The sequence below is a fragment of the Aeromonas sp. 19NY04SH05-1 genome, from assembly GCF_040581895.1.
Classification (GTDB): Bacteria; Pseudomonadota; Gammaproteobacteria; order Enterobacterales; family Aeromonadaceae; genus Aeromonas; species Aeromonas enteropelogenes.
The window spans coordinates 2,487,452-2,509,243 of the sequence record NZ_CP095328.1 but is presented as its reverse complement, the minus strand read 5'-3'; the positions used below and the strand labels follow the sequence as shown (position 1 = coordinate 2,509,243).

General features: G+C 62.0%; 18 protein-coding genes and 8 tRNA genes. 21 read left to right on the top strand and 5 right to left on the bottom strand.

Going from position 1 to position 21,792, the window contains the following annotated elements:
* Nucleotides 1-62: 62 nt before the first annotated feature.
* Both MRK42_RS11540 and MRK42_RS11535 read left to right on the top strand, forming a co-directional pair.
* Nucleotides 63-1,703, top strand: a complete 1,641-nt coding sequence (locus tag MRK42_RS11540) for an ATP-dependent endonuclease (protein ID WP_042028839.1) — start codon at nt 63-65, stop codon at nt 1,701-1,703.
* Nucleotides 1,704-1,838: 135 nt separating this feature from the next.
* The gene (locus MRK42_RS11535) at nt 1,839-2,558 is read left to right on the top strand and encodes a hypothetical protein (protein WP_026458204.1); all 720 of its coding nucleotides are present in this window, start codon (nt 1,839-1,841) and stop codon (nt 2,556-2,558) included.
* 88 nt (nt 2,559-2,646) lie between these two features.
* Here MRK42_RS11535 and glgX read toward each other — a convergent pair whose 3' ends face one another.
* Nucleotides 2,647-4,710, bottom strand: coding sequence for a glycogen debranching protein GlgX (gene glgX, locus MRK42_RS11530; protein ID WP_338609981.1), 2,064 nt, complete (start codon nt 4,708-4,710; stop codon nt 2,647-2,649).
* Between the two features lie 195 nt (nt 4,711-4,905).
* Between glgX and MRK42_RS11525 the strand changes: the two genes are divergently transcribed.
* The 10 genes from MRK42_RS11525 to yjjG all read left to right on the top strand — a co-directional run bounded on the left by MRK42_RS11525 (nt 4,906) and on the right by yjjG (nt 8,492).
* Nucleotides 4,906-4,982, top strand: a tRNA-Met gene (locus MRK42_RS11525).
* A gap of 88 nt (nt 4,983-5,070) precedes the next feature.
* Nucleotides 5,071-5,147: transfer RNA gene (locus tag MRK42_RS11520), tRNA-Met, on the top strand.
* 88 nt (nt 5,148-5,235) lie between these two features.
* A tRNA-Met gene (locus MRK42_RS11515) sits at nt 5,236-5,312 on the top strand.
* Nucleotides 5,313-5,400: 88 nt separating this feature from the next.
* Nucleotides 5,401-5,477: transfer RNA gene (locus MRK42_RS11510), tRNA-Met, on the top strand.
* 86 nt (nt 5,478-5,563) lie between these two features.
* Nucleotides 5,564-5,640, top strand: a tRNA-Met gene (locus tag MRK42_RS11505).
* A gap of 86 nt (nt 5,641-5,726) precedes the next feature.
* A tRNA-Met gene (locus MRK42_RS11500) sits at nt 5,727-5,803 on the top strand.
* 86 nt (nt 5,804-5,889) lie between these two features.
* Nucleotides 5,890-5,966: transfer RNA gene (locus MRK42_RS11495), tRNA-Met, on the top strand.
* A gap of 88 nt (nt 5,967-6,054) precedes the next feature.
* Nucleotides 6,055-6,131, top strand: a tRNA-Met gene (locus MRK42_RS11490).
* Nucleotides 6,132-6,300: 169 nt separating this feature from the next.
* On the top strand, nt 6,301-7,800 hold the full coding sequence (locus MRK42_RS11485) for a leucyl aminopeptidase family protein (protein ID WP_338609979.1): 1,500 nt from the start codon (nt 6,301-6,303) through the stop codon (nt 7,798-7,800).
* 14 nt (nt 7,801-7,814) lie between these two features.
* Complete coding sequence (gene yjjG / locus MRK42_RS11480; protein WP_201939791.1) at nt 7,815-8,492, top strand: pyrimidine 5'-nucleotidase; 678 nt, start codon at nt 7,815-7,817, stop codon at nt 8,490-8,492.
* Between the two features lie 182 nt (nt 8,493-8,674).
* Here the strand turns inward: yjjG and MRK42_RS11475 are convergent, their stop codons facing one another.
* Together MRK42_RS11475 and dusC are read right to left on the bottom strand one after the other, a co-directional pair.
* Nucleotides 8,675-9,043 carry a TraR/DksA C4-type zinc finger protein gene (locus MRK42_RS11475; RefSeq protein WP_026457127.1) on the bottom strand — a complete coding sequence of 123 codons (369 nt, stop codon included), beginning with the start codon at nt 9,041-9,043 and terminating at the stop codon, nt 8,675-8,677.
* A 97-nt stretch (nt 9,044-9,140) separates the two neighbouring features.
* A complete protein-coding gene (gene dusC, locus MRK42_RS11470) occupies nt 9,141-10,085 on the bottom strand; it encodes a tRNA dihydrouridine(16) synthase DusC (protein WP_224209745.1) in 945 nt (314 codons plus the stop codon).
* Nucleotides 10,086-10,261: 176 nt separating this feature from the next.
* Between dusC and MRK42_RS11465 the strand changes: the two genes are divergently transcribed.
* The 5 genes from MRK42_RS11465 to nfo all read left to right on the top strand — a co-directional run bounded on the left by MRK42_RS11465 (nt 10,262) and on the right by nfo (nt 15,686).
* The gene (locus MRK42_RS11465; RefSeq protein WP_124240061.1) at nt 10,262-10,639 is read left to right on the top strand and encodes a YbaN family protein; all 378 of its coding nucleotides are present in this window, start codon (nt 10,262-10,264) and stop codon (nt 10,637-10,639) included.
* 130 nt (nt 10,640-10,769) lie between these two features.
* Nucleotides 10,770-11,315 (top strand): adenine phosphoribosyltransferase, encoded by a 546-nt coding sequence (apt, locus tag MRK42_RS11460; RefSeq protein ID WP_201939787.1) that lies wholly within the window; start codon nt 10,770-10,772, stop codon nt 11,313-11,315.
* Nucleotides 11,316-11,488: 173 nt separating this feature from the next.
* Entirely contained in the window at nt 11,489-14,071 is a 2,583-nt protein-coding gene (gene dnaX / locus MRK42_RS11455; RefSeq protein WP_338609972.1) for a DNA polymerase III subunit gamma/tau, read from the top strand.
* 114 nt (nt 14,072-14,185) lie between these two features.
* Nucleotides 14,186-14,515 carry a YbaB/EbfC family nucleoid-associated protein gene (locus tag MRK42_RS11450; protein ID WP_041210739.1) on the top strand — a complete coding sequence of 110 codons (330 nt, stop codon included), beginning with the start codon at nt 14,186-14,188 and terminating at the stop codon, nt 14,513-14,515.
* A gap of 328 nt (nt 14,516-14,843) precedes the next feature.
* Complete coding sequence (nfo, locus tag MRK42_RS11445; protein WP_338609969.1) at nt 14,844-15,686, top strand: deoxyribonuclease IV; 843 nt, start codon at nt 14,844-14,846, stop codon at nt 15,684-15,686.
* 104 nt (nt 15,687-15,790) lie between these two features.
* On the opposite strand, the gene MRK42_RS11440 is transcribed toward nfo, so the two are convergent.
* A complete protein-coding gene (locus MRK42_RS11440; protein ID WP_338609967.1) occupies nt 15,791-16,696 on the bottom strand; it encodes a LysR substrate-binding domain-containing protein in 906 nt (301 codons plus the stop codon).
* 102 nt (nt 16,697-16,798) lie between these two features.
* Here MRK42_RS11440 and MRK42_RS11435 point away from each other — a divergent pair, with 102 nt between their 5' ends.
* The 4 genes from MRK42_RS11435 (at nt 16,799) to MRK42_RS11420 (ending at nt 21,121) form a co-directional block, all read left to right on the top strand.
* On the top strand, nt 16,799-17,779 hold the full coding sequence (locus tag MRK42_RS11435) for a TDT family transporter (protein ID WP_338609965.1): 981 nt from the start codon (nt 16,799-16,801) through the stop codon (nt 17,777-17,779).
* A 187-nt stretch (nt 17,780-17,966) separates the two neighbouring features.
* Nucleotides 17,967-18,959, top strand: coding sequence for a lauroyl-Kdo(2)-lipid IV(A) myristoyltransferase (gene lpxM / locus MRK42_RS11430; protein WP_338609963.1), 993 nt, complete (start codon nt 17,967-17,969; stop codon nt 18,957-18,959).
* Between the two features lie 153 nt (nt 18,960-19,112).
* The gene (locus MRK42_RS11425; protein WP_338609961.1) at nt 19,113-20,099 is read left to right on the top strand and encodes a lauroyl-Kdo(2)-lipid IV(A) myristoyltransferase; all 987 of its coding nucleotides are present in this window, start codon (nt 19,113-19,115) and stop codon (nt 20,097-20,099) included.
* 161 nt (nt 20,100-20,260) lie between these two features.
* Nucleotides 20,261-21,121: a PA4780 family RIO1-like protein kinase gene (locus tag MRK42_RS11420; RefSeq protein ID WP_338609959.1), complete on the top strand. Its 861-nt coding sequence runs from the start codon at nt 20,261-20,263 to the stop codon at nt 21,119-21,121.
* 98 nt (nt 21,122-21,219) lie between these two features.
* Here MRK42_RS11420 and MRK42_RS11415 read toward each other — a convergent pair whose 3' ends face one another.
* On the bottom strand, nt 21,220-21,711 hold the full coding sequence (locus MRK42_RS11415) for a prolyl-tRNA synthetase associated domain-containing protein (RefSeq protein ID WP_042069209.1): 492 nt from the start codon (nt 21,709-21,711) through the stop codon (nt 21,220-21,222).
* Between the last annotated feature and the right edge of the window lie 81 nt (nt 21,712-21,792).

The following is a 21,792-nucleotide window of genomic DNA, read 5'->3' as shown; positions in this document are numbered from 1 at the left end:
GATAGGTTTTTTGCGGCAACTTTGCCACTATTGCCCCATCAGGATGAAGTGGACATGGCTGCATGTTTCTGGAACGTATTGAAGTCAAAGGGTTTCGTGGCATAAATCGGCTCTCGCTCGGGCTGGATCACACCACGGTACTGATCGGAGAAAACACCTGGGGCAAATCGAGCCTGCTGCGGGCACTCTGGTGCCTGCTGGGGCAGGATGCCGAGCCCTACCAATTCACCGCCGAGGATTTTCACCAGCCGGAAGATCCCGAGCTCGAACCGGCCCGTCATCTGCAACTGGTGCTCACCTTCAGTGAGCACAGACCCCAGATGTGTCTGCATTCGCGCCGCCTGGCACGGTTGTGCCCCGCCTGGGTGCTGCACAAGGACAAGTTCAACCGCATCCACTATCGTGCCAGCGCCGAGCTGCTGGATGACGGCGCCGTGGTGACCACCCACGATTTTCTCGATGGTATCGGCAAGAGCTTGCCCATCGATAACAGTCGGGAGCTTATCTGCCTGCTCATCACCATGAACCCGGTATTTCGTCTGCGTGATGCCCGCAGCGCCCGCCACGGGGTGGAGACGCTGCAGTGGGGGGACCTGTCGGAGAACCGCCTGAGTCATCTGGCCGACAAGTTGATCGACGAGCCCCAGCGCATTGGCGAGCCCGAGCTCAAAGAGGCGCTGCAGGCGGTGCGCCAGTTGATGGATCACTACTTCAACGCCCTGGCCCCCATCAAGAAGAACAAGCCGCGCAGTCAGCGGGACATCATCAATCGCCCCATGACCTTGCGCAACCCGGGCAATTTGCACACCCTGCTGCGCCACGCCGACAACCGGGCGCTGCAACTGGCCATGGCGGGCATGGCGGCCACCCTGCTGCAGGCGCGTGGCAACCGCGAGCTGGAGGAGGGCGCGCGCCCCATCATGATCCTGGAAGATCCCGAGAGTCGCCTGCACCCCACCATGCTGGCGCTGGCCTGGGGCCTGCTGGAACAGCTGCCGGGCCAGAAACTGCTCACCACCAACTCGGGGGATCTGCTCTCCTCTCTGCCGCTCAACCAGGTGCGGCGACTGGTGCGCCGGCAGCAGGACATCGTCTGCCACCAGATTGGCGGCGAGCGCTACAGTAGCGATGATCTGCGCAAGATTGCCTTCCACGTGCGGATCAACCGCCCCATGTCGCTGTTTGCCCGCTGCTGGCTGCTGGTGGAGGGGGAGACCGAGATCTGGCTGCTCTCGGAGCTGGCCCAGATCTGTGGCTACAGCCTGCGGGCGGAAGGAGTGCGGATCATCGAGTTTGCCCAGTGCGGCCAGTCACCGCTCATCAAGGTGGCCCGCGACTTTGGCATCGAGTGGCATCTGCTCACCGACGGCGACGAGGCGGGGGTCAAGTATGCCACCTCGGCCCGCTCGCTGCTCAAGGGGGAGCGGGAGCGGGATCGCCTGACCCAGCTGCCGGCGGCGGATATAGAGCACTACCTCTATCACAACGGCTTTGAGGGGGTGTTTCGTCGCGAAGCGGGGGTGGGCGGGCGTACCATGCTGAGTGCCAGCCACATCATCAGCAAGGCGATCCACAAGCGCAGCAAGCCGGGTATGGCGCTGGCGGTGGTGGAGGAGGCAGAGCGGCTCGGTGCCGATCACATACCGCCAGTGCTGCGCCAGATGTTTTCCCGGGTGGTGGCGCTGGCTCGCGGCCAGGGCTAAGGCCGTACACCTCCCAAGTCGGTTGCCGCAGATCCGGAACATGCACAGAGATTGGGGATAGGGGCGGGTTTGGGTATACTCGCCCCCTCTCTGGCGCCGTGAGGGCGCCCGTTGCAACTCTCTGCTGGAGGCGTCATGTTCGTCCAACTCCCTTTTTGGCTCTTTCCCCTGACCGGCCTGATGGCGCTGGGGGCGCTGATCGCCCTCGGCATCGTGCTGTGGCGCGGTGATATCTGTCCGGGCCAGCGCTCCAGGATCAGCCAGCAACTCTTCTCCATCTGGGTGATCACCGGCCTCTCCCTGATGCTGGCCGTCGAGGCCAAGGCGGCCAGCTGGCTCATCTGGTGTGGCGGCGCGAGCCTGGTGCTGGGGATCTGCCTGTCGCTGGCCCAGTCACGGCTGGAGGGCAAGCGCTCCGTGCCGTCCACCCTGCTCTGGCTGCCGGCGCTGCCGCTGGCCCTCTATGGCGTGGGGCTGCTGCAGATCCAGGGCTGGATCAGCGGCCTGATGCAGATGTGCATGCTGGGGGCGGCCTTTGCCCACCTGATGCTGCTGCGGGCCCGCCATCGTCTGCAGGCGTTCAACACCCTGCTGCCGCTGGCGGGGCTGGCGGGAGCCCTCATCAGCCTGATCTGGCTGGCGGTGCTGGTGGGCTGGCAGGGCAGTGCCGCCAACCTGGATGATCTCATCCCGGCGGTGGTGACCCAGGCGGTGTTGCTGGTGGCCTCCCTGCTGCTCTGGTTCAGCCCTATCTACCAGCGCAAGGAGACGGCTCCCGTCGTCGTGTCGACCTCACTGTGCGGGCTTATCATCGCCCAGATCGCCGCCACCAGCGTGCTGCATCAACTGGTCTGACGCGACCGCTGATCTGGCGTGACAAGGACCAAAAAAGCCCCCCGAGCCTGGCTCGGGGGGCTTTTTCGTTGCTGGCCGTCCTCATCAATCAATAGAAGTCATCGGCCCCGCAGATAAAGAGGCAACTGCTGCGGGGCTGGGCCAGATATTCCCGGGTCAGTCCCTGCAGCGGCATGCCGAAGGTGCAGATGTCCTGGGGCGAGGGCAGGGCGGTATCCAGGATCCGGCGCCAGTAGCCACCGACCCCCTTGGGGGGGCTTGGCAGGTTGAAGGTGAGCGGCTCCCAGTAGGCGTTGAACAGCACATAGAGGGCCAGCCGGGTTTCGCTTGAGAGGGCCGACATGGCGATGGCGTGGGAGTGGGAGCCGAAATCCGGCTGCATGGCGTTGACCCCGTGCCAGCAGATCTCGCTGTGGCGCAGGATCTCGGTGAGCGAGAGCGGCATGCTCTCCTGCTCCGGGCGCTGGAACAGGTGTTTGCGATACTGGATCAGCTCCTTCATGAAGCGGAACATCTCCTGACCGCTGGTGGTGGGTTGCCAGGGCATCCAGCAGGTGTCGTTGTCCTGGCAGTAGCCGTTGTTGTTGCCCTGCTGGCTGCGCAGCACCTCGTCCCCCATCAGGATCATGGGGGAGCCGACCGAGAGCAGGGTCGCCACCATCATGTTCTTGGCCTGGCGCACGCGCAGGGTATTTATCTGGGGATCGTCCGTGGCCCCTTCGTGGCCGTGGTTCCAGCTGAAGTTATGGTCACAACCGTCGCGGTTCTGCTCGCCGTTGGCCTCGTTGTGCTTGCCGTTGTAGCTGGTCCAGTCCCACAGGGTGAAGCCGTCGTGGCAGGTGACGAAGTTGATGCTCTTCTCGGGATCCGCATGGTGGTAGTGGTAGATGTCCGGGCTGCCGCACAGCCGCTCGACAAAGGCAGTGACGCTGTTCTCGTCACCGCGCAGAAAGCTGCGTACATCGTCCCGAAACTGGCCGTTCCACTCACGCCAGCGGGCGCCTGCCAGAGAGCCTACCTGATAGAGGCCCCCCGCATCCCAGGCCTCGGCGATGAGTTTGATGTCGGCGATGTTGGGATCCGTGTCTATGGTGCGCAGGGTGGGGGCGTTGGCCTGGGGCTGGCCAGATTCGTCCCGGGACAAAATGGCCGCCAGATCGAAGCGAAAGCCGTCCACATGCATTTCCTGGCGCCAGAAGTGGAGGCTGTCCATGATCATCCGGAGCACCACCGGGTGGGCGCCATTGAAGGTGTTGCCGCAGCCGGAGTAGTTGGTGTCCCTGTGCTGGTTGTCGAGGATGTAGTAGACCTCGTTGTCGATGCCGCGAAACGAGAAGGTCGGGCCATCCTCGCCCCCCTCGGCGGTGTGGTTGTAGACCACATCCAGGATCACCTCAATATTGGCCCTGTGCAGCGCCTTGACCATGTCGCGAAACTCGGTGAGGGGATCATCGCCGCAGGCGTATTGGGCGTGGGGGGCAAAAAACGACATGGGGCTGTAGCCCCAGTAGTTGGAGAGTCCCTCGGGGGCATCCTGAGGATCGAACTGGAACACTGGCAGCAGCTCGACGGCGGTGACGCCGAGAGATTGCAGATAGGGGATCTTCTCAATCAAGCCCAGATAGGTGCCGCGCAGGGCTGGGTCGACGCCGGAGTGCGGCGATCTGGTGAATCCTCCCAGGTGCAACTCGTAGATGACCGAACGGGAGAGAGAGTGTGCCGGCAGCTTGTCATCTTCCCAGTCGTAGTCACGGGTATCCACCACCCGGTTCTTGGCGCAGCAGGCCAGATTGCTGCCGGGGCGGGTGGCGGCCCGGCGATCATAATGGGGCCCCAGCTCTATGCTGCGGCCGTAAGGGTCCAGCAACACTTTTTCGCTGTCAAAGCGGGTGCCGCAGTAGGGACGCCAGGGCCCCTGGATGCGGTAGGCGTAACGCTGGCCGATCGCAATGCCCTCTATATGGATGTGCCAGTAGTAGGCGGTGCGGTTGAGTCGGGGTGAGAGGGGGATCACCTCCGGAGTGCGGTCTTCGGGGCTGGCAAAGAGCAGCAGTTCAACCCGGCTGGCCAGCCGGGCCCAGATGGCGAAATTGACGCCGTGCTGATCAGGGGTGGCCCCCAATTGACGGCAATGGCCGGCGGAAATACGCATAAGATACCTACCCAAGGTGGCAAAACCGATCCCTGCTTAGTGTAGTGCCTGCCTCTGGTTCGGACTCGTTTGCCTGAAAAAACAGCAAGATGCCGTGAAAGCCCCCACCTTTTGTCCAATTAATCCCCTAATAAACTTTTTTTGATAGATTTACTTGCAATCTGTGCGTTGGCGCATATTATTGGCCACCTCGGACGCGGGGTGGAGCAGCTCGGTAGCTCGTCGGGCTCATAACCCGAAGGTCGTCGGTTCAAATCCGGCCCCCGCAACCAACTTTTTCGTCGGTGTGTCGCCTGTTTTAGGCAGAGATGCAGACAAAACGCCACAGACATCTGCTCGGTCTGCTGGTGACAATTCGGACGCGGGGTGGAGCAGCTCGGTAGCTCGTCGGGCTCATAACCCGAAGGTCGTCGGTTCAAATCCGGCCCCCGCAACCAACTTTTTCGTCGGTGTGTCGCCTGTTTTAGGCAGAGATGCAGACAAAACACCACAGACATCTGCTCGGTCTGCTGGTGACAATTCGGACGCGGGGTGGAGCAGCTCGGTAGCTCGTCGGGCTCATAACCCGAAGGTCGTCGGTTCAAATCCGGCCCCCGCAACCAACTTTTTCGTCGGTGTGTCGCCTGTTTTAGGCAGAGATGCAGACAAAACACCACAGACATCTGCTCGGTCTGCTGGTGACAATTCGGACGCGGGGTGGAGCAGCTCGGTAGCTCGTCGGGCTCATAACCCGAAGGTCGTCGGTTCAAATCCGGCCCCCGCAACCAACTTTTTCGTCGGTGTGTCGCCTGTTTAGGCAGAGATGCAGACAAACGCCACAGACATCTGCTCGGTCTGCTGGTGACAATTCGGACGCGGGGTGGAGCAGCTCGGTAGCTCGTCGGGCTCATAACCCGAAGGTCGTCGGTTCAAATCCGGCCCCCGCAACCAACTTTTTCGTCGGTATGTCGCCTGTTCAGGCAGAGATGCAGACAAACGCCACAGACATCTGCTCGGTCTGCTGGTGACAATTCGGACGCGGGGTGGAGCAGCTCGGTAGCTCGTCGGGCTCATAACCCGAAGGTCGTCGGTTCAAATCCGGCCCCCGCAACCAACTTTTTCGTCGGTATGTCGCCTGTTTAGGCAGAGATGCAGACAAACGTCACAGACATCTGCTCGGTCTGCTGGTGACAATTCGGACGCGGGGTGGAGCAGCTCGGTAGCTCGTCGGGCTCATAACCCGAAGGTCGTCGGTTCAAATCCGGCCCCCGCAACCAACTTTTTCGTCGGTGTGTCGCCTGTTTTAGGCAGAGATGCAGACAAAACGCCACAGACATCTGCTCGGTCTGCTGGTGACAATTCGGACGCGGGGTGGAGCAGCTCGGTAGCTCGTCGGGCTCATAACCCGAAGGTCGTCGGTTCAAATCCGGCCCCCGCAACCAACGCCTTCTTTATTTTCTTTTATCAATTCCCTCTGATGACGCAACGCCCACGATCTCGCTGTCGTGCAGGCGAATATTGTCGTTTTCGGCCGATGGTCAGGACAAAACTGGCCGCAGCCGCCCTTTGTTCGGTATCATCAGGCATCTCTTATGGATGAGGCGCCTTCCCGTGATCACTCCCTTTACCTATCTTCCTCCCGCTATCGATACCCTGGATGCCAGCCTGAGCGAAGTGCTGGCACAGCCCCGGCCGCTGCAGCTGCTGCTTCTCGCCGAGGAGCACAAGGAGTCGCTGCTGGCTCGCCCCGAACTGGCCGGTGTCGCGACCCAGCTGGCCCTTGGCAAGAAGGCCCCTTTTACCCTGATGCAGGGCGGCAGCCTGCTGCAGATCTGTTTCGTGGCCGGCAATGTGGCGCGGGATCATCGCCTGTACAAGCAGATCCGGGAGTGGACGAGCTCCTTGTCCGGACTTAAAGTCGAGCGGGTCGGCCTGCATCTGGAGGGGTTTACCCCCGCAGAGCGCAGCATGCTGGCCGAGCTGATGCTCTCGGCCCTGCTGGCCGCCAATGTCCCGCTGCCCACCAGCAAGAGCCGCAGCGAGGGGGGCTGGGCCTATCAGCAGATCCGGGTATCCCCAGCGGTGGTGCTCGATCTGGCCCGTCTTTACAGCGAGGCAGGAGGCAACGGGCTGGCGCGCCATCTGGCGGTGCTGCCGGCCTCCGAGCTGACCGCCGCCAGTTATCGTGAATTCGTCAGCCAGCTGGCCCAGGAGGAGGGGTGGCAGTGCCATCACTATGATCAGGCCCAGCTGGCCGAGCTGGGGGCGGGGGCATTTCTGGCCGTGACCCGCGGCTCGGAAGACAACCAGGGGGCCCTGGTCAAACTCAGCTATTGCCCGCCCCAACCGGTGCGGCGCCTGGCTCTGGTGGGCAAGGGAATTTGCCACGACTCCGGCGGCTACAACCTCAAGGTCTCCGGCAGCATGTATGGCATGCATCTGGACATGGGGGGCAGCGCGGTGGCGCTGGGGGCGCTCTACGCCATCAGCCGGGCCCGCCTGCCCTACGAGGTGCACTGCTGGCTGGCCATCGCCGAGAACCACATCGGCCCTCATGCCTATCGGCCGGGAGAGGTGGTGACGGCCAGCAACGGCCTCACCATCGAGGTGGTGGATACCGATGCCGAGGGGCGCATGGTGCTGGCGGATGCCTTGGCCATGGCGGTGCAGGATACCCCGGATCTGCTTATTGACTACGCCACCCTGACCGGCGCCTGCAAGCGGGCGCTCGGCAGCCGTTACAGCGGCGTTTTCACCAACCGCAGCGAATGGCTGACGCCGCTGATCGGCCTGGGACAGCACAGTGGCGAGCGGGTCTGGCCCTTCCCGCTGGATGAGGACTATGACGACAACATAGAGAGCGAGTGGGCGGATCTGCTGCAGTGTGCCCCCGGCAGTTCGCCGGATCACATTGATGCGGCCCGTTTCCTCGCCCATTTCGTGCCCGAGCAGACTCCCTGGGTACACCTGGATCTGAGCGGTTTTCGCAGCAAGGGGGGCAATGGCGTGGTCGCCAGCGAAGTAACCGGGTTTGGCGTGCGCCTGACCCTGGATCTGCTGGCAAGCCCCCTCGGCAGGGCACAGGCCCGCGCCGCCACACAACCTGAATGATGACAAGGATCCCCGTGAAACAACCAAGTTATGACTGGGTGCTGTTCGATCTGGATGAAACCCTGCTCGATTTCCCGGTGGCCAAGGCGCTGGAGCAGACTCTCCAGCACTATGGCGTTACCCCCGATGCGGCCGATATGGCCCGTTATCACGAACTGAACCATGCCCTATGGCAGCAGTACAACAGCGGCGAGATTGATGCCGCGACCCTGCAGCAAACCCGTTTTTCCCTGTTCGCCGGGCAGGTGGCGGTTGACCCCATGGCGATGAACAACACCTTCCTGACCCGGATCATTGCTCTGAGCAACCCCCTGGACGGGGTGGTCGAGACCCTGCTGCAACTCAAGGAACGGGTCCGGATGGGGATCATCACCAATGGTTTCAGCGTGCCCCAGCGCGGTCGCCTGGACAAACTTGGCTGGGATCAGTGGTTCGAGCCGCTGGTGATCTCAGATGAAATTCAGGTGACCAAGCCGGCTCCCGCCATCTTCCAGCACACCCTGTCCCTGATGGGGCAGCCGGATCCGGCGCGGGTCTTGATGGTGGGCGACAATCCCAAGACAGATATTGCAGGAGCGGCGGCGCAGGGGCTGGCGACCTGCTGGTACAACCCGGCCAAAGCGTCGCATCCGTGCGAGGCAACCCACGAAATTCACCATTTCTCCCATCTCTCCCGCATCGTGCTGGGGTAACCCGGGCGGACAACCAGCAAGCGGGGAGGCCAGAGGGTCTCCCCGTTTTTTTCGGGTGTCAGCGAGCCCGGCCAGCCATGCGAGATGGCAGCAGGGGTGTTCCTACGCAGGACGAGGCGAGCGGAATGGATTGGGGATGGGATCGCGATGGCGGTCGTGAAGGTGCACCCGGGGTGCATCCCTCACAGTTCGTGGGCGTGGAATCCCTTGCGATAGCGGGCTTCACAGCGGGGACAGCGTTGCAGGGTCGGATCCTGCTCCAGCTGTTCGATGGCCAGAGGTTCTTCGCAGTCGGAGCAGAGACCATAGAGGCCGAGATCCATCTGGCAAAGCGCCGCATCGATCCGCTTGAGGCGCAGCACGCTCTGTTCCACCTTGGGCAGATCCAGCCGGCTGGTGAGTTCGACCAGCTGATCCTGTTCGCAGTGATCGACCCGTTCTGCCCAGTCGTCACGGCGCGAGGCTTTGAGCTGAGCGATCAGCGTTTCACGTTCTTGAGCCCAGTCGGACAGCAGGCGATTACGCCAGACAGCCAACTGTGCTTGCGTCATTTCACACACATTATCCCCCACAGGACATACCACAGATGCGAGGCAGTATAGGGAACGGATAAAGCTATCAAGATGACATGCGTCAAGTTAAACGTGGTTAGCCGTGGGTTTTGGCCGCTTGCAGCAAGGCATCGCGAATGGGAGCGGTCTCTTTCAGCACCCGGATATCACGAAACAGCAGATCGGCCTGCGGGTATTCTCGCTTGAGGTAGCTGAACCACTGCTTGATGCGGCTGGGATAGTAGTCGGCCTTGTCGCTGGCCAGATCCTGCTCGGTGTAGCTCACCATCAGCTGCAACACTTCGCCCCAGCTCATGTGGGCGCATCCCGTCTTCATCACGTTGGCGAGGTTGGGCAATGAGATGGCGCCGCGGCCCACCATGAGGGCATCACAGCCGGAGACCCGGGCGCAGGTCAGGGCATCATCATGGTTCCAAATCTCGCCGTTGGCAGTGACGGGGATGGGCAGGGCGCGGCGAATGTCGTCCACATATTCCCAGTGGGCGGGGGCCTTGTAACCTTCGCGCTTGGTGCGGGCGTGGACCGCGAGCTCGTCGGCGCCGGCCTGATGAACCGCCCGGGCATTGTCTAGGTAGAGTTCCTTGTCATCGTAACCGAGGCGGATCTTGGCGCTGACCGGCAGATGAGCGGGCACCGCCTCTCGCACCGCCTTGACGATGCGATAGATGGTCTCGGGTTCTTTCAACAGCACGGCGCCCCCCTTGCTCTTGTTGACCGTGGGGGCGGGGCAGCCGAAGTTGAGATCCACCCCGGGGGAGCCGAGCTCAATGGCGCGCAGCGCATTTTCGGCCAGCCATTCGGGGTGCTGTCCCAGCAGCTGCACCCGCACAGGGGTGCCGGCGCGGGTCTTGCCATCCTGCAACAGCTCCGGACAGAGGCGGTAGAACACCTTGGCGGGCAGCAGCTGATCCACGACCCGGATAAATTCACTGACACACAGGTCGTAATCATTGACGGAGGTGAGCACCTCCCGCATCAGGTGATCCAGCACCCCCTGCATGGGGGCCAAAATAACGCGCATAACCAATTCCGAAGGCAAGAATAAAAAAGAGCGCAGATTGTAGTGGGAATGGGGGGCGCTGTCAGCCGTTGGCCGGCGAGAAAACCCGCACCTGCATCGCGAGGCGCAGGCAATTGTGCCAGCCGTGAGTCAAACTCTGTTAGGCTTGCACCGGGCAATTGATATGAGGGGTTTGCATGAAACGTTGGTGTCTGATGGCATTGGGCTGGCTGGCATTTGTGACCGGTATCGTCGGCATCGTCTTGCCGTTGCTGCCGACCACCCCCTTCATGTTGCTGGCGGCGGCCCTGTTTGCCCGCTCATCGCCGCGCTTTCATCACTGGTTGCTGACTCACCCCTGGTTCGGCCCGCCTATCGTCGACTGGCAGCAGTATCGCGCCATTCGCCGGCACGCCCGGCGGCGGGCCGTGCTGTTCATCCTGCTCACCTTTTCGGTCTCCCTCGCCGTGGTGCCTCTGCTGTGGGTCAAGGGGCTCCTGCTGGTCATCATGGCTGTCCTGCTTACCTGGTTAATGCGCCTGCCGGTGCTGGAGCCAGTTGCAATGGCGAAGTGAAGTCCCTAAGCTATTGCGGCAATAATGCTTGGAGTCGGCCCGTCATTTTTGCATGACGGGCCTTTTTATTTTCCCGCAGACGGGAATTGAGAAACGGCCACTCCTGGGTCAAAAAATAAGCGGTTAACAAATGAATCCGGAAACTCTGAAATTTATCGAAGCGAGCATCAAGACCATCCCCGACTATCCGAAGCCGGGCATCATGTTTCGCGACATCACCAGCCTGGTAGAGAACGCCGAGGCGTTCAAGGCCACCATCGATCTGCTGGTCGAGCACTACCGTGATCAAGGTTTCACCAAGGTTGTCGGTACCGAAGCGCGCGGTTTCATCTTCGGCGCGCCGGTTGCCTGTGCGCTGGGCGTCGGTTTCGTGCCGGTCCGCAAGCCGGGCAAGCTGCCTCGCGAGGTGATGGAAGAGTCCTACGAGCTCGAATACGGCACCGATACCCTGCAGATGCACACCGATGCCATCGTGGCCGGTGACAAGGTGCTGGTGGTGGACGATCTGCTGGCCACCGGCGGTACCGTCGATGCGGCCGTCAAGCTGATCCGCCGCGCCGGCGGTGACGTGACCGATGCTGCCTTCGTTATCTCCCTGCCTGCGCTGGGTGGCGATGCCCGCCTGACCGCCGCCGGCGTCAAGGTGCTCTCTCTGGTCGAATTCGACGGCGAGTAACCTCTCTTCGGGCCCGACCTGCCGGTTCGGGCCCGGTTGCAAACCGGTGCCTTGGTGGCATCGGTTTGAAAATCAAGCGATCCTTCCCGCCTCGGCCGATAGCCGATACAGCAGGCCCCGCATTTGTGTTAGCATCCGGCCTCAATGCCCTGTCTTCCCAGCATGATGGATTTATGAGCTATCAGGTTCTGGCGCGTAAATGGCGCCCCCATACGTTTGAACAAGTGGTAGGCCAGCAACATGTGCTGACCGCCTTGACCAACGCCCTGGATCAGGGACGACTGCATCACGCCTATCTGCTGAGCGGTACCCGCGGGGTCGGCAAGACTACCATCGCCCGCATCCTGGCCAAGAGCCTCAACTGCGAGCAGGGGATCAGCAGCCACCCGTGCGGCGTGTGCGACACCTGCCGCGAGATCGATCAGGGCAACTTCGTTGACCTGCTGGAGATCGACGCGGCCTCGCGCACCAAGGTGGAAGATACCCGCGAACTGCTGGACAACGTGCAGTACCGTCCGGCCCGTGGTCGCTTCAAGGTCTATCTCATCGACGAAGTGCACATGTTGTCGCGCCACAGCTTCAACGCCCTGCTGAAGACTTTGGAAGAGCCGCCCCCCTATGTGAAGTTTCTGCTGGCGACCACGGATCCCCAGAAGCTGCCCATTACCATCCTCTCGCGCTGCCTGCAGTTTCATCTCAAGAGTCTGGATCAGACCCAGATCGCCAAGCAGCTTGAGTGGGTGCTGGATCAGGAGGGACAGCCCTTCGAACCGCGCGCCCTGTTGGCCCTGGCCAAGGCGGCGGACGGCAGCATGCGCGATGCCCTGAGCCTGACCGATCAGGCGCTGGCCCACGGCAACGGCAGCGTGCGTCTGGACAGCGTACTGGCCATGCTGGGGACCCTGGATCACCGTCATCTGCACCAGTTGCTGGAGGCGATCCTGCGCCAGGATGCGCCGGCCACCATGGCCAAGATCACCGAAATCGCCACCCTGGGCCCCGATTTTGATCAGCTCCACGCCGAGCTGGAAGCGCTGCTGCACCGCATCGCCATGGCCCAGCTGCTGCCTGCCAGCGTGCAGGAGCAGGGAGCGGATGCCGATGCCCTGCTGCAACTGGCCAAGGCCATGAGCCCGGAAGAGGTGCAGCTCTGCTACCAGATCGTGCTGGGGGGGCGCAAGGACTTGCCCTGGGCCCCCGATGGCCGCACCGCGCTGGAGATGACCTGCCTGCGGATGCTCGCCTTCTCGCCCCGGCGCGAGGTGCTGCATCCTGCCAGCCTGAGCGCCTTGCCACCCTCCATGGCGCCTGCACCAGTGGCAGAGATGGGAACCCTGCCGGGAAAGCTTCCGGCCGCTGAGCATGGGGCGCTGCCAGCCACCAGCGAAGCGGCGAGCGTTGCTGCACCCAACCCGCCGGCTGCAGCTCCGGTTGTCGAGCCTGCTGGTGCCACCGATGCGAGCGAGGTCGCGAGCTCCGAGGAGGAGGCGCAGGCCGCCGAGCTCTTCAGCCAGCAGGATGAGTTATTGCGCGAAGCGGCCGGAATGGGGTATCAGCCGGATGCAACTCTGGCGGATGACGCCGTTTCTTCGGGCGAACTTCAGGCTCCGGCTCACGGGGATAACCCGGGGGAAGGGATGGATCCTTTGGCAAGCGGCCCTGCCGGACAGGCGCCAGCCATGGCTGCACCTGTGACCTCGACGGCTCCTCAGGTTGAGGCCGAACCGGCCCCCGTGTCGATGGTTTCGAGCATGCAGAGCCTGCTTGGCAAGCGCAACATGCTGCGCAGTCGCCAGCGGGGTCAGGATCCGGTCGCGACGACGCCCGCGCCACGAGCGGTGCCAGTGGCCCCGGCTCGCTCAGCCGCCGCGATGCCTGCCGCGTCAGCCATCCCACCGTCGCAGCCCTCACCTCAACCCCAAAGCCGCCAGTCGGCCGTTCAGGGGGCGCCCGCCATGGGTCAGTATGGGGAGCTGCCGCCGGTGGATCTCTATGCCGATGGCTATGACGAGGGGGGCGATAACGGGGACTATGAAGAGTATCTGAGCCAGAGCTTTATGGCTTCGCCCATGCCGGCGCCTTCCGCGGCACCTGCCGGTGGAAACGCTGCCGCTCAGGTCAGCCAGTCGGCCCAGGCGAGCGATCTGCCCCCCTGGGATCTGGAGGGGCAGCCAAGCTATCAGCCGGGTGTGCAGGCCGCACCTGCCGCCGCCGAGGTGCCGCCGCCTGCGGCAGCCACGCCGGCACAGCTGGCCGACAGCGAACCGGCCCAGCCAGTGATGGAGACCATCGACTGGGATGAGCTCGAGAGCGACGATATTCCGCAAGAGGGGGAGGCGAGCCGCCTTATCCCTTCCTCCCTGCTGGGCAATTGCGGCGACCCCTGGGCCGAGCTGATTGCCCACACCCAGGTGGGTGGACGGCTACGCCAGCTTGCCATCAACTCGGTGATGACCCGGGAAGGGGACAGGGTGCTGCTGACCCTGAAACCCGAGCAGCGCCATCTGGTCAGTGACAAGGCGCGCGCCGATCTGGCCGAGATCATCGGCCCCGCCCTCGGCCAGCCCGTGCAGGTAGAGGTGACCCTGGGCGTGGTGCCTGAGCAGGAGACGCCCCTTGAGATCGAGCATCGCCTCTATCTGGGGGTACGCGAACAGGTGACCCGGGATCTCGAGCAGGATCCCAATATCCAGTTTCTGATCCAGCGGTTTGGTGCCGAGCTCCACAGAGAGAGCATCGAGCCCCTCAACCGCTAACTTCCATGGCCGGGAGCCTGCTCCCGGTTGAAAAGCCGCTTGGCTGTCCCCATCTAGGACAGACAAGCCCACAGCCCGGCGCTGGATGCCGGATTTCAAGACGAGAGACGACATATGTTTGGTAAAGGTGGAATGGGGAACCTGATGAAACAGGCCCAGCAGATGCAAGAGCGCATGCAGAAGATGCAGGAGCAGCTCGCCCAGATGGAAGTGACCGGCGAAGCCGGTGCAGGCATGGTCAAGGTCACCATGACCGGCAGCCACAGCGTGCGTCGCATCGAGATCGATCCCTCCCTGATGGAAGATGACAAGGAGCTGCTGGAAGATCTGGTCGCCGCTGCCTGCAACGATGCCGTGCGTCGTGTAGAAGAGCAGAACAAGACCAAGATGGGCGAACTGACCGGTGGCATGCAGTTGCCGCCAGGCTTCAAGATGCCGTTCTAAGGCGCTTCTCGCCACGCATTCCCGCTCCCCGTCGTGACAAGCCGAGGTTTGACTGTCTGGCTTGACAGCATAGGGGGAGATGGCCGAGAAGAGAGAAACGCAGCCGCCGCCGCGCAAGCGACAGGGCTGCGTTTTTTTATGCCCGCTCACCGTATCTGGCCGCTACCATCGCCGTCCAACCTGCATTGCCGATGCCGGCTATCGGATATCCCGGTTTGGCGAGGGCGGACGGGATCGGCATAATGGCGCCTTATCAGAGAGGCCCCATCCTCCCCATGCCTGTTTGCAGGCGCAAGAGAGGATGGACAGCCACCCCAGAGGAGATCCCATGAAATATATCGGAGCCCATGTCAGCGCCAGCGGCGGGGTGGAGAACACCATTGCCCGTGCCCAAGCCATCGGCGCCAACGCCTTCGCCCTGTTTACCAAGAACCAGCGCCAATGGCAGGCTGCCCCCCTGTCCGAGGCGAGCATTCGTGCCTTCAAGGCGGCGTGCGAGAAGGGCGGTTTTCTCCCCGAGCAGATCCTGCCCCACGACAGCTACCTCATCAATCTGGGTCACCCCGACCCCGATGCGCTGGCCAAGTCCCGTGATGCGTTTCTCGACGAGATGAAGCGTTGCGAGCAGTTGGGCCTTTGCTACCTCAACTTTCATCCCGGCAGCCACCTCAAGCAGATCCCCGAGGCCGTGAGTCTGCGGCTCGTGAGCGAATCCATCAACTGGGCGCTGGAGCGCAGCCAAGGGGTGACGGCGGTGATCGAGAACACTGCGGGGCAGGGTACCAACCTCGGTTGGTCGTTCGAGCACCTTGCCACCATCATCGAGGGGGTGGAGGACAGGTGCCGGGTCGGGGTCTGTTTCGATACCTGCCACGCTTTCGCTGCCGGTTACGATCTGCGCACGCCAGAATCTTGTGCCGAAGTCTTTGCCGAGTTTGAGCGGACGGTCGGCTTTCGGTATCTCAAGGGGATGCATATCAATGGCGCCAAGTGCACCTTTGGCAGCCGGGTCGATCGTCACCACAGCCTGCGTGAGGGTAATCTCGGCGAGGCGGTGTTCCATCACATCATGAATGACGATCGTTTCGATCGTATTCCACTGATCCTCGAGACCATCGACGAGTCCATCTGGGGTGAGGAGATCAGCTGGCTGCGCAGTCTGGCGAAGTGATAGTCAGCGAGAGCGAATCAAAGAGAGGGAGCCGTGGCGCCCTCTCTGCTTTTTGCGTTTCCGCCATTAGCGTGTTGGTTTGCCACCAGAGCTCTGGTCAGGCGTTACTCTGCTCGGATCACCTCGGCATTGTTCACCTGAGTCCGGCAGAAGTGGATAAAGTGGCGCAGGGAGGCGGAATGGTATTTCTGCTTGTGCCAGATGAGGGAGAGCTGGCGCGGGAAACGCTGCTCGAGGGGCAGCACCACCAGACGCCCCGCCTGCAACCGGTCCAAGACCGCGAGGCGAGAGATGAAGGAGATCCCGAGCCCCTTTTCCACCGCCAGCATCACTGCCTCCAGGGTGTTGAGTTCGAGCCCGGCCTGCCAGCGGGGCAGGGCTGGCTGGATCTGCTGGATAAACTGTTCGCGGCTGCCCGATTGCAGCTCCCGCAGCACCCAGGTTTCGTCAGCCAGCCGGGGCAGGGTGAGGGTACCCTGGTTGGCGAGGGGGTGATCCGGATGGGCCACTACCAGCATTTCGTCCTGCAGCCAGGGTTCGGCGATGAGATCCGAGTGATGGTTCTCCCCCTCGATCAGCGCCAGATCCAGCTCGAAGTTGGCCAGCGCATGGCAGAGTTTGTGGGTATTGGTGATGGTCACCTTGGGCGGCAGCCCCAGCTCCTGCTTGCGGCTCGCCAGCAGGGTCGGCAGCAGGTAGTTGCCAATGGTCTGGCTGGCACCGAGGCGCAACTGGCCGCTCGGTTTGGCATCCGGGCTGAACAGGTTTTCGATATCCTGCATCCGGGTCAGCAGCTCTTCGGCGGCGGGTTGCAGCAGACGTCCCTCGTTGTTGAGCTGCAATCCGGGATGGATGCGATCAAAGAGCGGGGTACCCAGCTGGCGTTCCAGCTCCTGCAACGACTGGGAGACGGCGCCCTTGCTCAGGCAGAGCTCGTTGGCGGCGAGTCCCAGGTTGCCGTAACGGGCGATGGTGGCGAAGACCTTGAGTTGTTGCAGGGTCAGCTTCATGGTGTTTGATCTTCCTGAACATATGATTCAATTCATTTGGATATCCTAAACGACATACGGCCATTATCCTATCGCCATCGTCTGATAGAGAAAGGTGTCGTCATGATCGCAAGAACCCGTAAATCCTTAGGCAAAGCACCGACCCCCATGGCGGGTCTGGCGCTTGGCATCGCCAGTCTCGGTTGGTGTTGGGAAAATGCCGGTCAGTTCGATGGGCGCATGCAGCTGCTGGGTGCCGCTGTGGCCGCCGTGCTGCTGCTGATCCTGACCTTCAAGTTTTTGCTTCATCCCCGTCTCTTGTGGCAAGACCTGGCTCACCCCGTGGTGGGCAGCGTGGTGCCTACCTACGCCATGGGGACCATGGTAGTGTCAAAAGCGCTGGGGATGATGGCGCCGCAGGCGGGTGAGGCGCTCTGGCTGTTTGCCGTGGCCATTCACCTGATCTTCCTGGCCACCTTTATCTGGCACCGTGCCAAAGAGTTCGAAATTCACCATATGGTGCCGAGCTGGTTCGTGCCGCCGGTGGGCATTATCGTGGCCGACGTCGCCTTCCCGGGCGGCCAGTTTGCCGCGCTGGCCAACGCTCTGCTCTGGTTTGGCATCATCTGCTACGGCCTGATGCTGCCGCTGATGCTCTATCGCCTCATCTTCAGTCATGAAGTACCGGACGCAGCCAAGCCGACCATCGCCATTCTGGCGGCCCCTGCCAGTCTCTCCCTGGCCGGTTACCTGACCGTCAGCCAGGATCCCTCCCTGCTGCTGGTGGCCGTGCTGCTGGGGATCGCCATCCTGATGACCTGCATCATCTATCTGGCCTTCATCAAGTTGCTGCGCCTGCCGTTTTCCCCCGGCTATGCAGCCTTCACCTTCCCGATGGTGATCGGCGCCACTGCCTTGTTCAAGGTGGCCAACCTGGTCAGTGGCTGGCCGCAGGCAGCACACTATGTGGAGCAGATCAGATTGCTTGCCCACGTCGAGCTGGGAATTGCGACCGTGATCGTCGGTTATGTGGCTCTACGTTATCTGATGTTCTTCCTGCCGCAGCGGGAGCCCGCAGTCGAGGGAGGCATAGCGCATCGCTAACCCCGTTTGATGCTCTGCCGCCCCTGATGAAACAATCGTCAACATGCCCCGCCAAGCGGGGCATTTTTCATTATTTTGTCGCAGATTAATGAATTCACGGCACTTTTATTCGTTTGTCTGAGAATTCACTGGTATTACCTGTCAGGCCAACTACAATGCCTCACCACTTTTCGCTTGACTCCAATCGATGACCGTCCAAGAAGACCCCGTATTTCACGCCTCTTTCAAACCCCGTTTGTTGCATCCCCGTTACTGGTTGAGCTGGCTGGCGCTGGCGATCTTGATGGTGCTGGCCTTTGTGCCGGTTCGTCTGCGGGATCGCCTGGCCGACGCTTTGACGCCCCTGGTGTTCCGCTTTTCCAAAAAACAGATCTATATCGCCAGAACCAACCTGGCTATCTGTTTTCCCGAGAAGAGTGCGGCCGAGCGGGATGCCATTGCGATGACCTCCATCCGGGTCGGCCTCAAGAGTCTGCTGGGATTTGGCGAGTTCACCGTGCGCAGCCCCCGGTACCTGATGAAGCGGATCCAGGTCAGCGGCTGGGAACATGTCGAGGCTGAGCGTCAGGCCGGTCGTCCGGTGATCCTGGTGGTGCCCCATACCTGGCCGGTGGATGCGGCCGGTTACTGCTTCACCCAGCGTGGCGTGCCCATGTGCACCATGATGAAACGGGCCCGCAATCCGGTGTTTGACTGGCACCTCAACCGGGCCAGGGCCAAGAATGGCTGCCGGGTCTACGAGCGCAGCGCCGGGATCAAGGCGGTGATCAGAACCATCAAGGGGGGGCATAGCTTCTTCTACCTGCCGGATCAGGATCACGGGCGCGAGAAGAGCATCTTCGTTCCCTTCTTCAACTATCCCAAGGCGACCCTGCCCGCCCTGCCACGACTGGTGCAGGTGAGTGGTGCCAAGGCCGTGCCGCTGCTGGCGGGCTACGATGAAGCCGCTCACTGTTACCGTCTGGAAATAGAAGCACCGTTTGACAACTATCCCACCGAGGATGTGATAGCGGATACCCGGCGGATGAACGACATGGTGCAACAGCAGCTCACCCGCCATCCCGGCCAGTACATGTGGTTTCTCAAGATCTTCGATACCCGCGAACACCAGGAAGGGCCGGACGGCCTCTATGAGGCGGGGATCCAGCGGATCCGAAAGGGGTTGTCACCCCAGCCCTGATTTACTTCGTTGCAAAAATGGCCCCATGTGGGCCATTTTTAATTATTACTAGTCCGATCAGTGCCTTGCCATCGGCGATGAGGTGCCCCCGGAGTAGAAAAAAATGTCAGGATAACTACAATAACCGTTTGTTTTTATGAACCGAGGGCAGGTATGTCCGCATCCGATCCGGTATTTGATACCTCATTCCAAACCCGCCTGCTGCACCCCAAATGGTGGGGCAGCTGGTGTGCCCTGGGACTGCTCTCCCTGCTGGCCTTCATCCCTGCCAGATGGCGGGATCGCTTCGCCGATCTGGTCGCACCGACCCTGCTGCGGGTCTCGAAAAAACAGGCCTACATCGCCGATACCAACCTCAAGATCTGCTTTCCCGAGCTGGACGTGGCCGGGCGCCAGGCGCTGCTGCTCAAGTCTATTCGGGTCGGCCTCAAGACCTTCATGGGCTTTGGCGAGCTGACCTGGCGCAGCCGTGCCAGGTTGACCCGTCGCATCAAGGTGAGCGGCTGGGAACATGTTGCAGCCGAGCAGGCGGCAGGCCGGCCAATGATCCTGGTGGTGCCCCATACCTGGGCGGTGGACATGATTGGCCGCTACTTTTCCCTGATGGGGATAGAGATGTGCACCATGATGAAGAGCCCCAAGGATGCGGTATTTGACTGGTACATCAACCGCGAGCGGACCAAGGGGGGCAAGGTGTACGAGCGCAGCGTCGGCATCAAGCCCGCCATCAAGGCGCTCCGCAGCGGGGCCAGCTTCTTCTACCTGCCGGATCAGGATCATGGTCGCGAGGCGAGCGTGTTCGTTCCCTTCTTTGGTCACCCCAAGGCGACCCTGCCGGCTCTGCCCAAGCTGGTGAAACTGGCCGGCGCCAAGGCCGTGCCCATCTTTGCCAGCTATGACGAGGATGCCGGTTGCTACCTGCTCGAAATTGAGCCGCCGTTCGACCCTTATCCCGGCGACGATCTGCTAGCTGACGTCAACACCATGAACCGGATGGTCGAGCAACAGGTGGCGCGCCATCCCGAGCAGTACATGTGGTTTCTCAAGATCTTCGAAACCCTGGAACACCAGGAGGGGCCCGATGGCCTCTATGAGGCGGGGATCCGGCGCATTCGTGAAGGCTTGCCGCCCGACTCTTGATCCCATGGCCCGGTTGCGGGCCATTTTTGTGGCCGAAGGTGTGCGCCGCAGTGGACAGCAAAGGGTCAAACAGGGGATAACTGTGGCCCACGAACAAACAAGGAGCGGGGAAAGAGGCGAGATGATCTCTTTCGGCGCGCAAATAGGGTGAAAGGGCGGTCATGAAAATTCCGAATCGAATCCAGCCCCTGGTGGATGATGGCCTGGTGGACGAGGTCGTCAGCCGGCTGATGAGCGGCAAAGAGGCCGATGTTTATGTGGTGCGTTGCGGCGACGAGATCCGTTGCGCCAAAGTCTATAAAGAGGCGTCCAAGCGCAGCTTCAAGCAGGCTGTGGTCTATCAGGAGGGGCGCCGGGTGCGCAACAGCCGCAATGCCCGGGCCATGGAGAAGGGCTCAAAATACGGTCGCAAACAGCACGAGGAGGTGTGGCAGAACACCGAGGTGGATGCCCTGTTCAAGTTGGCGGCCGCGGGTGTGCGGGTACCCAGACCTTATGTCTGTCTCGATGGCGTCTTGCTGATGGAGCTGGTGACCGACGCCGACGGCAATGTCGCCCCCCGCCTCAACGATGTGGCCCTCTCACGCGAGCAGGCACTCATCGATCACGGCAAGGTGATCCGCTACGTGGTGCGCATGCTCTGCGCCGGCCTCATTCACGGGGACCTCTCCGAATTCAACGTACTGGTGGACGAGCAGGGCCCCGTCATCATCGATCTGCCCCAGGTGGTGGATGCTGCCGCCAACAACCAGGCCAGGGCCATGCTGGAGCGCGACGTCAACAACATGCGCAACTACTACGGCATGTATGCCCCCGAGCTTCTCAAGACCCGGTACGCCGCCGAGATGTGGGCACTGTTTGAAGAGGGAAAATTGACTCCGGATAGCGAGCTGACCGGCCTGTTTGAGGAGTGCACGGCCGCGGTCGATCTCGATGCCGTGCTGTACGAAATCGAGAGCGCCGAAGAGGAGGCGCTGGCGCGCCAGGCGCGGATGCGAGCCGAGCAGGAGGGGAGTTACTGACCCCTGCCTTGTCACCTAAAAGAGCGCCATCAGGCGCTCTTTTTGTCGGGCGTGTCATGGGCAATAGACGTCTAGACAAGATCACATTGCGAAGTGTGTCAGTCAGCCCGCTCGGGCAGTGCCATGACATTCGCCTGACGCCCCAGGTGAGCCAGCAGGCGGCGCACATCGTCGAGCTTGAGGATCAGGGTAGCGGTGTTGACCAGCGGATGGCACTGCACCTGCTCGGCCTGCCAGATGGTCTCGTCCACCACCAGCTCCACCGCTTGTGCCGTGTCGCGCACCACGGCCAGCAGGGTCACCGAGCCCGGGGTGAGGCCGAGGGCGGCCTCCAGTCGCTCGGGGGAGCCAAAGCTCAGGCGTTTGACCCCGAGGCGGGCGGCCAACGCCTTCAGATCGACCCGGATCGCCTCCGGGGCCACCACCAGAAACAGCCGCTCGCTTTTCGGGTCGCGCAGGAAGAGATTTTTGGTCTTGGCGGCGGGCAGGTCGGGCAGCAGGTCGCTCGCTTCCTCGCAGGTGAAGACGGGAGCATGGTCGAAACGCTGGTAGGGGATGGCCAACCGATCCAGCAGGGCATAGAGGGCCACAATGATCTCCTTGTGTTGAGGGTACCGATAGCTGAGTACCAAAGCCGGGCAGGGCGCCGCAGGCAACCGTGCCGGCGTCGT

Bases quoted from the DNA above. Each gene is read 5' to 3' on its own strand.
- MRK42_RS11540 (WP_042028839.1), top strand. From the start codon at position 63: ATGTTTCTGGAACGTATTGAAGTCAAAGGGTTTCGTGGCATAAATCGG.
- MRK42_RS11535 (WP_026458204.1), top strand. From the start codon at position 1,839: ATGTTCGTCCAACTCCCTTTTTGGCTCTTTCCCCTGACCGGCCTGATG.
- glgX (WP_338609981.1), bottom strand. From the start codon at position 4,710: ATGCGTATTTCCGCCGGCCATTGCCGTCAATTGGGGGCCACCCCTGAT.
- MRK42_RS11475 (WP_026457127.1), bottom strand. From the start codon at position 9,043: ATGACGCAAGCACAGTTGGCTGTCTGGCGTAATCGCCTGCTGTCCGAC.
- dusC (WP_224209745.1), bottom strand. From the start codon at position 10,085: ATGCGCGTTATTTTGGCCCCCATGCAGGGGGTGCTGGATCACCTGATG.
- MRK42_RS11465 (WP_124240061.1), top strand. From the start codon at position 10,262: ATGAAACGTTGGTGTCTGATGGCATTGGGCTGGCTGGCATTTGTGACC.
- apt (WP_201939787.1), top strand. From the start codon at position 10,770: ATGAATCCGGAAACTCTGAAATTTATCGAAGCGAGCATCAAGACCATC.
- dnaX (WP_338609972.1), top strand. From the start codon at position 11,489: ATGAGCTATCAGGTTCTGGCGCGTAAATGGCGCCCCCATACGTTTGAA.
- MRK42_RS11450 (WP_041210739.1), top strand. From the start codon at position 14,186: ATGTTTGGTAAAGGTGGAATGGGGAACCTGATGAAACAGGCCCAGCAG.
- nfo (WP_338609969.1), top strand. From the start codon at position 14,844: ATGAAATATATCGGAGCCCATGTCAGCGCCAGCGGCGGGGTGGAGAAC.
- MRK42_RS11440 (WP_338609967.1), bottom strand. From the start codon at position 16,696: ATGAAGCTGACCCTGCAACAACTCAAGGTCTTCGCCACCATCGCCCGT.
- MRK42_RS11435 (WP_338609965.1), top strand. From the start codon at position 16,799: ATGATCGCAAGAACCCGTAAATCCTTAGGCAAAGCACCGACCCCCATG.
- lpxM (WP_338609963.1), top strand. From the start codon at position 17,967: ATGACCGTCCAAGAAGACCCCGTATTTCACGCCTCTTTCAAACCCCGT.
- MRK42_RS11425 (WP_338609961.1), top strand. From the start codon at position 19,113: ATGTCCGCATCCGATCCGGTATTTGATACCTCATTCCAAACCCGCCTG.
- MRK42_RS11420 (WP_338609959.1), top strand. From the start codon at position 20,261: ATGAAAATTCCGAATCGAATCCAGCCCCTGGTGGATGATGGCCTGGTG.